The 13,627-nt window shown below is 47.9% G+C and carries 11 protein-coding genes; 3 read left to right on the forward strand and 8 right to left on the reverse strand.

Translation table 11 applies throughout. The annotated features are described in order from the left end of the window. Positions 1-51 precede the first annotated feature (51 nt). Genes recG through BFR57_RS00140 form a run of 3 tightly spaced genes read right to left on the reverse strand, consistent with a single transcriptional unit; the run spans position 52 to position 4,362 of the window. Positions 52-2,127 (reverse strand): ATP-dependent DNA helicase RecG, encoded by a 2,076-nt coding sequence (gene recG / locus BFR57_RS00130; protein ID WP_071462077.1) that lies wholly within the window; start codon positions 2,125-2,127, stop codon positions 52-54. 3 nt (positions 2,128-2,130) lie between these two features. Beyond that, positions 2,131-2,823 carry a tRNA (guanosine(18)-2'-O)-methyltransferase TrmH gene (gene trmH, locus BFR57_RS00135; RefSeq protein WP_071462078.1) on the reverse strand — a complete coding sequence of 231 codons (693 nt, stop codon included), beginning with the start codon at positions 2,821-2,823 and terminating at the stop codon, positions 2,131-2,133. A gap of 9 nt (positions 2,824-2,832) precedes the next feature. Further along, positions 2,833-4,362, reverse strand: a complete 1,530-nt coding sequence (locus BFR57_RS00140) for a bifunctional GNAT family N-acetyltransferase/carbon-nitrogen hydrolase family protein (RefSeq protein ID WP_071462079.1) — start codon at positions 4,360-4,362, stop codon at positions 2,833-2,835. Positions 4,363-4,492: 130 nt separating this feature from the next. Here BFR57_RS00140 and BFR57_RS00145 point away from each other — a divergent pair, with 130 nt between their 5' ends. After that, on the forward strand, positions 4,493-5,842 hold the full coding sequence (locus BFR57_RS00145) for a Na+/H+ antiporter NhaC family protein (protein WP_071462080.1): 1,350 nt from the start codon (positions 4,493-4,495) through the stop codon (positions 5,840-5,842). A 17-nt stretch (positions 5,843-5,859) separates the two neighbouring features. Here the strand turns inward: BFR57_RS00145 and BFR57_RS00150 are convergent, their stop codons facing one another. The 4 genes from BFR57_RS00150 to gmk all read right to left on the reverse strand — a co-directional run bounded on the left by BFR57_RS00150 (position 5,860) and on the right by gmk (position 9,498). After that, positions 5,860-6,252 (reverse strand): RidA family protein, encoded by a 393-nt coding sequence (locus BFR57_RS00150; protein ID WP_071462081.1) that lies wholly within the window; start codon positions 6,250-6,252, stop codon positions 5,860-5,862. 1 nt (position 6,253) lies between these two features. Beyond that, positions 6,254-8,359, reverse strand: coding sequence for a bifunctional GTP diphosphokinase/guanosine-3',5'-bis pyrophosphate 3'-pyrophosphohydrolase (gene spoT / locus BFR57_RS00155; RefSeq protein WP_071462082.1), 2,106 nt, complete (start codon positions 8,357-8,359; stop codon positions 6,254-6,256). 171 nt (positions 8,360-8,530) lie between these two features. Next, positions 8,531-8,803, reverse strand: a complete 273-nt coding sequence (gene rpoZ / locus BFR57_RS00160) for a DNA-directed RNA polymerase subunit omega (RefSeq protein WP_006954443.1) — start codon at positions 8,801-8,803, stop codon at positions 8,531-8,533. Between the two features lie 68 nt (positions 8,804-8,871). After that, complete coding sequence (gene gmk, locus BFR57_RS00165; protein WP_071462083.1) at positions 8,872-9,498, reverse strand: guanylate kinase; 627 nt, start codon at positions 9,496-9,498, stop codon at positions 8,872-8,874. A 130-nt stretch (positions 9,499-9,628) separates the two neighbouring features. Here gmk and BFR57_RS00170 point away from each other — a divergent pair, with 130 nt between their 5' ends. Beyond that, a complete protein-coding gene (locus BFR57_RS00170) occupies positions 9,629-10,822 on the forward strand; it encodes a cyanate transporter (RefSeq protein WP_071462084.1) in 1,194 nt (397 codons plus the stop codon). On the opposite strand, the gene BFR57_RS00175 is transcribed toward BFR57_RS00170, so the two are convergent. After that, entirely contained in the window at positions 10,808-11,398 is a 591-nt protein-coding gene (locus tag BFR57_RS00175; protein ID WP_071462085.1) for a TetR/AcrR family transcriptional regulator, read from the reverse strand. The two genes, BFR57_RS00170 and BFR57_RS00175, sit on opposite strands and share 15 nt — an antisense overlap. A gap of 123 nt (positions 11,399-11,521) precedes the next feature. Between BFR57_RS00175 and BFR57_RS00180 the strand changes: the two genes are divergently transcribed. After that, positions 11,522-13,561: a BCCT family transporter gene (locus BFR57_RS00180; protein WP_071462086.1), complete on the forward strand. Its 2,040-nt coding sequence runs from the start codon at positions 11,522-11,524 to the stop codon at positions 13,559-13,561. Positions 13,562-13,627: the final 66 nt, after the last annotated feature.

A 13,627-nucleotide genomic window follows, 5' to 3' on the forward strand; every position in this document is an offset into this window, starting at 1 on the left:
ATTTTTCCTAACGACTTTTTACCCTATTGTACGGGCGTCACTGCTGTAATACTACACCTGCGCATAATGATCTCGACGTGGTAACCAGCGCGCAATCAACGCATTGACGGTATTCGGGTAATCGCTGATAAGCTCCTCAGCAACCGTCTGAGCTTCGGGTATCAACACCTCATCACGTTCAATATCCGCCACTTTCATCTGTGTTAAACCAGTTTGCCGTTGACCGAGAAGTTCACCGTACCCTCGGATCTCCATATCTCGTTGCGCGATCACAAAGCCATCATTACTATCCCTTAATACGGACAAACGCTCGGTCGCGGTTCTCGATAAGGGCGTTTTGTAGAGCAAAACACAATGACTCGCTACCGAGCCTCGACCCACACGTCCTCGTAACTGATGAAGCTGCGCTAAGCCTAACCGTTCTGGGTTCTCGATAATCATTAAAGATGAATTAGGTACATCGACACCCACCTCGATCACAGTGGTCGCCACCAGCAAGTCAATTTCGCCGCTTTTAAAACGCGACATCACCGCTTCCTTTTGGTCGGCTTTCATTCGCCCATGCACGAGCCCTATCGTCAAGCCATCAAGTTGTTCTTGTAACTCCGTTGCAGTGTCTTCAGCCGCCTGACATTCCAACACCTCAGATTCTTCAATCAAAGTACACACCCAATAAGCTTGTCGACCTTCGTGAGTACACACTTCGCGCACACGCTCGATCACCTGGTCACGTCGTGTATCCGGGATGGCCACTGTTGTGATCGGCGTGCGCCCCGGCGGTAACTCGTCAATCACTGAAGTCGCTAAGTCAGCATATGCGGTCATCGCCAATGTTCGCGGAATCGGTGTTGCTGTCATAATTAATTGGTGCGGTTGAAAGCCCGCTTGTACACCTTTCTCTCGCAATTGTAACCGTTGGTGCACACCAAAACGGTGCTGTTCATCAATAATAACTAACGCGAGTGAGTGATAGTGCACGTCGGCTTGAAACAATGCATGGGTACCCACAATGAGCTGAACTCTACCGCTCGCAAGCTGCTCTAACGTGTGCTGACGCGCCTTACCCTTGCTGCGACCACTCAGCCAAGCAACTTCAATACCTAAGGGCGCAAACCATTGTTCGAACGTCAATGCGTGCTGTTCTGACAGAATTTCGGTGGGCGCCATAATCGCCACTTGATGACCTTGCTCGATAGCGGCCAATGCGGCCAAGGCCGCCACGAGCGTTTTCCCCGAGCCAACGTCACCTTGAACCAAACGCATCATCGGCTGATCTTGCGCGAGATCCGCATGGATTTCACTTAACACACGCTGTTGTGCAGCCGTTGGCTTAAACGGTAGTTGCTTTAAGAATTCACTTTGTAAGTGCGGCTCCGCATTCAGCGCATGTGCACGTTCTTGCTGACGTTTTTCGCGTAACTGCAATAAACTGACCTGGTGTGCAATCAATTCTTCCATTGCTAACCGCTGTTGTGCAGGATGGGCCCCCTGTTCAAGTTGCGCGAGACCGATATCCTTGGGCGGGTTATGCAATGTTTTGAGTGCCTCGACCAAAGATAGGTCGTGGGGCTGAAGAGGTGCTGGCAATAACTCGGGCAACGCTCGTTCGGTCACATAAGAGAGTGCTTGGTCGATAATCTTACGTAGAGAAGCCTGATAGACGCCCTCAGTAGTGGGATAGATAGGCGTCAAGGTCTCAGGCAACTCAATCGCGTCGGATGAGGAAAGTACACGATATTCGGGATGAATCACTTCAAACCCGCTAAGCCCCGCACGCACTTCACCAAAGACTAATAACGAGGTGCCAGCGCTGAACTGTTTTAGTTGCGCAGCGCTAAACTGGAAAAAGCGCAATGTCATGGTGCCGGTTTCGTCACGCACTCGGCACACCAACATACGCTTGCGACCATATTTAATGTCCGCATTATCGACGGTTACCTGAAAGTGACCTGCCACCCCAGGACGCGCATAAGCAATTCGGTAAATCTGTGTGCGATCTTCATACCTTGCAGGTAGATGAAAAATCGCATCATTTACCGTCACTAAGCCCAGCTTTTCCAACTTCTTAGCGACTTTATCGCCGACCCCTTTGAGCGTGGTCAGTGGAATTTTGCTGAGAGGCTGCATTGATTAGGCTCGCTTTTTAGCTGCGCGCATGGCTAACCACCACTCGTTATCCGCGACAATTTGCCCGTGTTCATCTAGCGGCGGATACGGTAGTCCCTTACGTTTACAGGCTTTGGCATAAATTGGATGGCCACCTTCAAACAGTACGCGGTGCTGTTCGGCATCACTTAAACGTATAGCGTCATACATTCCCGCTTGCTCACGTTGACGCTGCGCCTCATAAAGCATTACCGCACCTGCGACTGAGACATTCAGCGACTGCACCATACCAACCATCGGAATCTTGACGTGATGATCGGCAATTTTCAGCGCCTCTTCAGTCGCACCGTGCTTTTCCTGACCTAACAAGATTGCAGTAGGCTGTGTGTAATCGATTTCACGAAAATCCACCGCTTGATCAGACAAGTGAGTCACCACGACTTGCATACCTTGTTGCTTTATTTGCTCTACCGCAGGGCTTAACTGGCTATGATGATGCACGTTGACCCAGTTTTGACTTCCCAAAGCAGTGCCGCCGGACACGCGCATTTTGCTGCTAAGCCATATGGCATGCATTTCATGGACGCCCACCGCGTCCGCAGTACGCACTACCGCCGATAAGTTATGGTGCTTATGCACGCCTTCCATGACGACAGTTAAGTCGGGCTGGCGAAACGCCAGCATCTCGGTAATGCGTTGATAACGTTCTGGACTCATTGATAGCCTTTAACTTCTGTGCTTTCTTACTACGTCATAAATATCGGTACGACGATCTTTCTTATTGGTCACTGAACCCTCGTGATGCAGATAACGCAGTTCATCTAAATTCAAGTCAGAGAACATCAGCATTTCTGTATTCGGGGTCGTTTCTGACATCACGGCATCGTGTGGGAAGGCAAAGTCCGACGGCGAAAATACAGCAGACTGCGCATATTGTACGTCTAAACTTTCCACCTCAGGTAAGTTACCAACACTGCCACAAATCACTACGTAACACTCGTTTTCAACGGCACGTGCTTGTGCACAATGGCGAACGCGCAGATACGCGTTCCGTGTATCGGTCCAAAAGGGCACAAACAGGATCTCAAGTCCCTCTTCAGCCATAATACGACCCAACTCAGGGAATTCGACGTCGTAACAAATCAAAATACCGACACGTCCCGCATCGGTATCGAATACGCGCACATCATCGCCGCCTTCAATGACCCAGTCACGCTTCTCGTGCGGAGTGATATGCAGTTTACGCTGCTCTTCAACTGAGCCATCGCGACGACACAAGTAAGACACGTTGTAGATACTGTCGCCGTCTTGTAACGGCATTGAACCCGTGATGATGTTTACATTGTAACTGACGGCCATTTGCGACATTTCGCGTTTAAATCGCTCGGTGAAACCGGCGAGAAAGCGAATGGCATTCATCTGTTGGCTCTGATCGGTTAACCCCATCAGCGGCGCGTTAAAAAATTCGGGTAGCACAGCAAAGTCACTCTGGTAGCTTGAAAGCGCATCAACAAAGTACTCGACTTGCTGAAGAAGCTCATCAACAGACTCGACTGATCGCATTTGCCACTGCACCGCACCGACACGCACATTTTGAACGCGCGTATTCAGCATGTTTGTTGACGGATCGTAGAGGAAGTTATTCCATTCCAATAACGTGGCAAAACCTCGCGAACGTTCGTCCTCAGGTAAGTACTTGCCCAGCAAGCGCTTCACACTAAAGTCGTTCGCTAACTGGAAAGTCAGGATCGGATCATAGATTTCACGGCGTTGTACTTTATCTAAGTACTGTGACGGAGACAGATCGTTTGAGTACTTGTGGTAATTAACGATACGCCCACCGGCAAGAATGGCGCGCAGGTTTTTCTGGCGACACAGTTCTTTACGGGCATCATAAAGACGGCGGCCCAAACGGTAGCCGCGATAATCTGGATGAATCAGCACATCCAGGCCATACAATGCATCACCTTTCTTATCATTAAGAATGGCTTCGCGATGCCCAATCAAATCCTCGTAAGTGTGCGGGTTCGAAAATTTGTTATAGGCAACTTTCACGGTCAACGCCACACCAATAATGCGACCATTATCTTCGAGGCAAAACTGTCCTTCGGCGAAGTCTTTGATCAACTTCTCGATGGTAAAACTGCTCCACGCACCACCGATATCGGTGTAGATGGCATCCATTAACTCTTTTAACTGCTCGTAATCATCTAATCGAAGATTACGAATCTGAAGATGCAATTCTTCTGGGCTCATACTTGCCTCTTTACGCCAATTACTATACGAGTAGTGTACACGGTTTTTAATAAAGGTTGCATCACATCAGTTAGCTATATAAACTTCTGGACGTCCAAATAAAAATATCGAATTACCATAAGGGTCACTTATGTCGTCACAAATTCCTGCGCAACCCGCTAGTGCTAAGGCGTTGTTGCCACTTGCTTTGTTCCTCGCGCTGTTTTTAGGAACAGGCATTTATTTTCAGTCAGAGGGCGTCGAGTACGCCTTTTATCAACTACCAAGCCCCGTCGCTATTTTACCTGCGATTGCGTTAGGTATTTTGCTCAGCAAACAAGCGTTCGAAGAACGCATCGCCACCTTTGTCGCGGGTGTAGGTGACAGCAACATTGTGACCATGTGCATGATCTATTTATTAGCCGGTGCATTTTCTACGGTCGCCGAAGCAACCGGTGGTGTTGATGCCATGGTAGCCCTTGGTTTAGGTATTATCCCAGCGTCATTTTTACTGCCCGGCCTGTTTATTATTGCCGGTGTGATTTCGACCGCGATGGGGACTTCGATGGGCACCTTGGCTGCCCTTGCTCCCGTAGCATTAGGCATTGGCGAAGCAACAGACATCAGTCTGCCGTTGCTCGCGGGGGTATTGGTCAGTGGTGCTATGTTCGGTGATAATCTATCAATTATTTCTGATACCACGATCGCAGCCACACGCACACAAGGCTGTAGTATGCGGGATAAGTTTAAAGCAAACTTAAAAATCTCGATTCCCGCGGCAATTATTACGATGCTTTGGTTAGTCAGTTACGACACCAGTAACGCGCCGCTCAATATTCCCGACGCAAACCTATGGTTATGTATTCCCTATTTCGCCATTATCGTGCTGGCAGTAATGGGTTTGAACGTATTTGCGGTGTTGGGTCTTGGTATCGTATTGGCCGCTGCATTTGGCATGGTTGCGGTAGATTACCAGTGGGTAAAATTTAGTCAGGATATCTACGATGGCTTTTCATCGATGCAAGAAATCTTCTTGCTGTCGTTGCTGATAGGTGGGCTTTCCGGCTTGATCCGTCAGCAGGGCGGTTTGGCTTTCCTTGCCAAAGCCGTTGAAGCGGTCACCAGCCGCTTAAGTAAGCATAAACAACGGTCTTCTGCGCTTGGCGTCGCTGGCCTTACATCACTTACAAATCTCTGTGTCGCGAATAACACAGTGAGTATTCTGCTTGCGGGAGAAGTCAGTGCTCGCTTAGCTAAAAAAGGTAATTTAGCAGCGCGCCAAAGCGCCAGCTTATTGGATATTTTTGCCTGTGTTGTGCAGGGCGTATTGCCTTATGGCGCGCAGGCATTACTCATGGGGGCGAGTTTCGGTATTTCCCCATTATCGGTGAGTATCCATACCGGCTATTGCTTTATCTTAGGTGCGGTCGCTTTAGTAATTATCGTATGGCGTAAGCCACTTGAGGATCGTATACCCGAACAAACAGAAGCGGTCACTTAGACCGCTTCTATCAAAAATTAATTGGTGCTTGGTAGTTCGAGAATACCGTCGATTTCAATCTGAGCACCTTTTGGCAGCTGCTTCACACCAATAGCCGCGCGCGCTGGATAAGGTTTGCTGAAGTGGCGAGCCATGACTTCATTGACGATGGCAAACTCACCTAAATCAGTTAAGTAGATTTGTACTTTCACCATATCCTGAAGTTCGCCACCGGCGGCTTCACACACCGCTGCTAGGTTCTTAAACACTTGCTCGGCTTGATGTTGAAAATCCTCGGATACTAACTCCATGGTTTCAGGATCAAGCGGAATCTGACCTGAAAGATAGACGGTGGTACCGATTTTTACCGCTTGCGAGTATGTGCCTATCGCCGCAGGCGCTTTATCTGTTGCAATGATTACCTTAGACATTTTACTTCCTTAAGCGCGTCACGCGCTGTACATCAGGCATCTTACGGATATGACGAATCACATCAGCGAGATGCTTTCTATTTTTAATAGTCAGTGCCACATCAATAAAATAAATGTTGGCATCGATTTCTTCAGTTTTGAGACCATCGATATTACAGCCTGTTGTCGCAATAGCTGAAGTCAGCTTAGCCAGTGCGCCCTGATGGTTGATAATCTCGATTCTAATCTCGGAAATAAACTCGGCTTCTGGATTATTATCCCATTCCACCGGGAAGTAACGTCCAGGCTCATCTTCATGACCACGAACGTTTTTACACTCACGACGGTGAATCACCAGCCCTTTCCCTGGACTGACATGAGCAATAATGTCGTCGCCAGGAATCGGCCGACAGCACTTAGCGAAACTGACCAACAGCCCTTCAGCACCTTTGATCGACAAACTTTTACGGTTCAAGCTCTCATCTTTCAGTGGTTGCAACTCGCCCATTAGCCGTTTTGCAACAGCGAGCGACATCAGATTACCCAAACCGATTTGCTTCAGCAGTTCACCACGTGTTTCTAACTTCAATTCAGCAATCACACGTTCAAACTCTGAGTTAGGAATTTCATCATAGCTCAGAGATCCCAACGCGGAGCGCAACAAACGCTCGCCCAAATGTTCTGCCTCGGAAGCTTCTTGCCCTTTTAAAAACTGACGGATCTTAGCGCGCGCTTTTCCGGTGACAACAAAGTTGAGCCATGCAATGTTGGGTCTTGAGCCAGGAACCGTTTTAACCTCGACTGTTTGCCCCGTTTCCAACGGTTTACTCAGTGAGTATGTGCGATGATTAACACGAGCACCGACGCATGTATTGCCCACATCCGTATGTACAGCATAAGCGAAGTCGACAGCAGTAGCGCCTTGAGGTAACTCGACGATGCGCCCATCTGGCGTAAATACGTATATTTCGTCGGGGAACAAATCCGACTTAACATTTTCAATAAACTCGAACGAACTGCCTGCACTTTGTTGCAGCTCCAATAAGCTTTGCATCCATTTACGTGCTCTTACCTGGGCCGTGGTGCCCGAATCATCATTATTTTTATAAAGCCAGTGTGCAGCCACCCCGCGATCCGCCATCAAATCCATTTCTTCCGTGCGGATTTGAATCTCGACAGGAACGCCATGGGGCCCTTTTAACGATGTATGCAGAGACTGATAACCGTTTGATTTAGGAATCGCAATGTAGTCTTTAAAACGAGTTTCAATCGGTTTGTATAGGTTATGTAGCGCGCCCAACACGCGATAACAGGTATCCACCGAATCAACAATGACACGAAAAGCATAGATATCCATGACCTGATTAAAACGCAGCTCTTTATTCAACATCTTGCGGTAAATACTGTGCAAGTGCTTCTCACGCCCCATCACCCGTGCGCTAATACTATTGCCTTCGAGTCTGGCATGGATTTCATGTTGAACACGTTCCATAAATTCTCGACGGTTACCGCGCGCTTTTTTAACTTCAGACTCCAATAGTTTGGCGCGCCAAGGAAATAGCGCCCAAAAGCCCAGTCGTTCAAGCTCATTTTTAACATCGTGAATACCCAGTCTGTGAGCAAGCGGGGCATAAATTTCTAGTGTCTCTCGGGCAATCCTGCGGCGTTTATCGGGTCTTAAGTGCTGTATTGTTCGCATGTTATGCGTACGATCAGCTAGCTTGATCAAAATGACACGAATATCCTGCGTCATCGCCATGATCATTTTACGATAGTTTTCGGCTTGCGCTTCTTCTTTAGAGTTGAACTGCAACTTATCGAGTTTAGAAACCCCTTCGACCAACGCAGCGACTGTCGAACCGAACATTTCAGCAAGGTCCTCTTCCTTGATTTCGGTATCTTCAATGACATCGTGTAGCAGCGCTGCCATCAGGGTTTCGTGATCAAGGCGCATATCCGCTAGTAAGCTGGCAACCGCAACAGGGTGAGTTATATAGGGTTCACCGCTACTACGCTTCTGGCTACTGTGGGCATCCTTGGCCACTTTAAAGGCATGTTCAACACGATCAACTTGATCGCTTGGCAAATACTCACTTATTTGATTTTTCAGGCCTTCAAATAAATACACCGAAAGACTCCATTTGTGGGCGATTAGGCAAAGTTTCTACTGCGGTAAATACCGATACTTACTGACAGCATAAGAGCAAAAGACAAAAAAGCCAACGGAATAGACCGTTGGCTTTTAGTATGAGTGCGAACTCATCCTGCTAAAGGGTCAGCCCTTTAGCTAATAATTGGCTTATTCAACGCGACGCAACGCATCAACCGCGCGCATTTCTTCTGCGTCTGCTTCTTGCTGCGCCGCACGCTCTTCGGCGTCCAAGCGATCAGCATCAATTTTACCCTGCTCGATCTCGCGTAAAGCGATAACCGTGGGTTTCTCGTTTTTTGTTTCAACCAATGGATCTTTGCCTTGGACTGACAGCTGACGCGCTCGGCGTGCAGCAAGCAAGATCAAATCAAAACGGTTACCTACGCGGTCAACAGCGTCTTCTACAGTTACGCGAGCCATGCTCTACTCTCCATCCAACCTGAGTGAAATTCTTCGAAAGGCTAATAATTATACGGAAATAAGCGCAATTAGCCAAGTAATTCGTTTATCACAGCTTTATGACGCTCTTGCTGCACAGTCATTGCATTACGTTGCGCTAAAACAATGTGCTCAAGCTGCGCTAATGAATCGTCAAAATTATCATTTACCAACAAGTAATCAAATTCATGATAGTGAGACATTTCTGCTTGAGCCTTTGCCATCCGCTTACTGATGACTTCATCACTGTCTTGTCCGCGGCGTCTGAGACGCTGTTCTAAAGTCGCCAAACAAGGCGGCATAATAAAAATAGAGCAAGTATCAGGATGGTGTTCACGCACTTGCTGCGCGCCCTGCCAGTCAATATCAAGGAAAATATCGATGCCTGCAGCTAAACCTTCCTCTATCACTTTTTTTGAGGTGCCATAATAGTTATCAAAGACTTTCGCCCACTCGTAGAATTCCCCTTTCTCGATTCTTTCCTCAAACCCTGCAACCGATAAAAAGTGATAGTGCACGCCGTCATGTTCGCCGGGACGCGGCGCTCGGGTAGTGCAGGAGACAGAAACCTGCATTGAGCCATCATTATGCTTATTCAACAACGCGCCGATCAGGCTCGATTTGCCTGCGCCGCTTGGCGCTGCAATAATAAATAAATTGCCAGTGTGATTTGCCATAAAAAACACAGTACCTTGCTTTATATGGGGAGCAAGAATAACACGGGCAGCGAGATTTGGAAAAAGTTAACATTCGCACTTTATACGGAAATCAGTATCATAAACGCTTTTAAATAATGCCAAGGACGCCATGAGCATCACACAGCAAGGCAATACACGTGTTTGGTTTGCGATACTCCTATTGATACTTTTAGGATTAAATTTACGCCCATTGCTTACCTCGATAGGCCCGCTCACTCAGGACTTGCAGGCAGCCTCAGGCATGCCCTACAGTAGCTTCTCATTACTTACCACGATTCCCATCATGATGATTGGTATTCTTGCGCTGTTTGCAGGCAGAATGACGCGAGCGCTTGGTTATCAACGCGGTATCGCCGCCGGCTTGCTTGTTCTTATCGGTGGTTTGTCTATTCGCGCTTGGCCCGCCTCGGCGACGACGCTTGTTACAAGTGCAATCATTGGTGGCTTCGGCATTGCGTTATTGCACATTATTATTCCCGAATTAACTAAACAACAATTCCGACATCGATTGGGTGCCATGACCGGCGTTTGGTCAGCGGCGCTCATGGGCGGTGCTGCATTGGGAGCGGTTTTAACACCTTGGTTAGATACTCACTTTGACTCTCACTCCATCGCGCTCGCCAGTTGGGCCATTCTAGCGATCATGACTTTAGCGTTGTGGTCGGCCCCCGCCAACCGAGTGCCAAGAGCCGATATCCCTCCACGAAATGAACTGCTTAAAGCGTTCAAGTATCCTCGAAGCTGGCTATTAGGCGCCTACTTTGCTTTAGTTAATGCAGGTTACGCCGGTTTTATAGCTTGGATTGCTCCGTTTTATGGTGAATATGGCTGGACCACCCAGCAAGCCGGTAATCTACTCGCACTATTCTCTTTAGTTCAGGTAATGGGTGCGCTGATTTTGCCAACGCTATCACGCAGCATGGATCGGCGTCCGTGGTTAGCATTAGCCGTGATTACACAAATGATTGGTTTTGCAGGGTTATGCTGGCTGCCAGAACAAGCACCTTGGTTGTGGTCTGCGCTCTGTGGCTTCGGTTTGGGTGGTGCGTTCCCGCTGTGTATTGTCATGGCACTCGATCATATCGAGGATCCCGTACAGTCGGGTAGACTCGTTTCGTTCATGCAAGGCATTGGGTTTATATTTGCGAGTGTTATGCCGCTCGTGACCGGTGCGTTTCGAGATTTAAGTGGCAATTATCAGTTGGGTTGGGCGTTTCATATTTTAGTAGGCGTCGTCATTTTACTTATGACGACGCGCTTTCGTCCTGCAGGCTACAGCGACGCATTTTTAGTTAAGCGGTAAAATACGCAACAAAGCATCCTCAACTAAGTGATTCAGATCTGTTTTATCTAAACCACGATGAGCATACGTCGTCACACCGATTAGAGTCGCTTGGTACAACAACGCCAAGCGCTCTGGATCAGCCGAAGCGCTTAATTGCCCGCGCTCTTTTGCCAGTAGGAATGCTTCTTTGAATAGATTCTCAAACCGATCAATATAATTAATCGCTGTTGATGCATCTGCATCATCAAGGGTATGCAATTCGAGCATGCTCTTTACGATCATACACGCCATGCTCGGCTTGTTCTGACCACATTCGCCCACCATAGTAATCATGACTTGGCGGAAGCCGTCCATTACATCGGAGCCTTCAAACAATAACGCTGTGTACTGGTCGATAAGTCGCTCGCCGTAAGTTCTCAGTGCTTCATTAAATAATGACTCTTTGTTACCAAAGGCCGCATAGATTGAACCTGGACGCATATCCAACGCATATTCAATATCCTTCATTGATGTTGCGTGGTAGCCCTGTTTCCAAAACAAAAGCATGGCATTGTTGAGTGCAATATCCCTATCAAATTGTGGTGTTCTAGCCATTTTCCTTCCCTAAGAATGATTTCATTTGCCATTAAACAGTAATCACCAATTGTGAGCTTTTTCCATAAAGACACAGTAGGCTATATATAAACGAACAAGAATTATAGATAACAGGAGCAATTTATGTCCAACGCCAAAGGAAATTGGCGCAACGCCATTTTGGTTCCCGTCTTCCTCCCCGCAGTTATCGTTATAGCCTTATTGGTAGTAGGCACTTTAAGCGCACCGGAGCTAGCTGGCAACCTTTTTAGTGCAACTCTAGCTGGAATCACGGAGCATTTCGGTTGGTTTTATATGCTAGCCGTCGCATTATTCTTGATTTTTATTGTCGGTGTTGCCTTATCACGATGGGGACGAATTAAACTCGGACCCGATCATTGCGAACCCGAGTATAGCTTTACCTCATGGTTCGCCATGCTCTTCTCCGCCGGATACGGCATTGCGTTATTATTTTTCGGTGTTGCAGAGCCTGTATTGCACTTTGCCGAGCCTCCAGTTGGGGCCGCCGAAACCGTCGATGCCGCTAAACAAGCGATGCAAATCGCCTACTTCCACTGGGGCTTTCACATCTGGGCTATTTACGGCCTGGTAGGTCTTGTTCTGGCATATTTTTCCTTTCGGCATGGTCTACCGCTATCGATGCGGTCGACCTTATATCCTTTAATTGGTGATAAGATTCACGGCCCAGCAGGACACACTATCGACACTTTTGCGATTCTGAGCACCCTGTTTGGTATCGCAACCACGCTGGGTCTTTCGGTTATCCAAATAAATACGGGATTGAATTACCTTTGGGAGGACATCCCCGTTGATACCACGGTACAAGTGATTGCCATTGCCGTGATTACGCTTGCCGCCATTGCTTCGGTTGTTGCCGGCATGGACAAAGGGATAAAGCGCCTTTCTCTATTGAACATGGCGCTGGTGATGTTCTTGCTGATATTCGTTTTTGCAGTGGGTCCAACTATCCATATTCTTGAGACTTACCTACAAAACACAGGCGCCTACTTGAGTGGCATCGTGGAACGTACCTTCAATCTGCAGGCCTATACCCGCAGTGATTGGATAGGTAACTGGACACTCTTTATCTTCGGTTGGACCATCGCTTGGGCACCATTTGTCGGTCTATTTATTGCCAAAATCAGTCGTGGGCGCACGATTCGTCAGTTCGTCTTGGGTGTGATGTTAGTGCCCACGTTCTTTACTTTCTTTTGGTTCGCGGTATTTGGGGATACGGCGCTTAACATGATTATGAACGAGGGCTATACCTCGTTGATCTCCGAGGTGCAAAACAACCAAGCTATCGCGTTGTTTAAGCTATTTGAAAACTTGCCACTTACGAATGTACTGAGCTTCGCGACCGTACTATTAATTATTACCTTTTTCGTCACATCATCTGACTCTGGCTCGCTCGTTGTCGACTCGCTGGCGTCTGGCGGTGTTGGTGAAACGCCTGTATGGCAGCGCGTCTTCTGGGCATCGACCGAAGGCTTAGTTGCTGCGGTACTGCTCGTTGCAGGTGGTTTAAATGCATTACAGACCGCAGCCATCACAAGCGCCTTTCCGTTTGCGATTATCATATTGATTGCTGCCGTCGGCATGTGGCGCGCGTTAGTTATTGAGGGTCACCAGTATTCAAGCCTGAAGAGTCACCGTCAGTCTCACCGCCGTGGCGTTAACGAAGGACCTGATTACTGGAAGAAGCGGTTACGTGGCTTGGTCAAATTCCCGCAGCAAAGCGAAGTAAAAGAGTTTATTTATGGTCGTGCGAGCGAAGCTTTAGAGAAGGTCAAAGCTGAGCTCGAGGCACAAGATTGGCCCGCTCAATTTACTAAAGACGAAGAGCATGAACGTATTATGCTAACCGTTGAACGCGAAGGCGACCTCGACTTTGCCTACGAAATTCGTTTACGTGAGTATTCGATGCCGCAATTTGTGCTACGTCCTAGCCACAAGAATGAGCACTACTATCGTGCCGAGCTGTTCTTACGCCAAGGCGGTCAATCATACGATCTCTATGGTTACGAAATGACAGATATTATTAATGATGTCATTAACCAGTTCGAAAACTACTTACACTTTAGACATCACAGCCCAGGTGTACTGCCGTGGGAGATGGAAAAGCACGATGAGGATTTACAAGACATCGAAACCAATAAGTAAACAATTTTAGCCCCCACCGATGGGGGCTTTTTTTATCTGATATACTGACTTTTTTGTTTGGCGTTC

Origin of the sequence: Idiomarina sp. MD25a (genome assembly GCF_001870515.1) — a bacterium.
Taxonomy (GTDB): Bacteria; Pseudomonadota; Gammaproteobacteria; order Enterobacterales; family Alteromonadaceae; genus Idiomarina.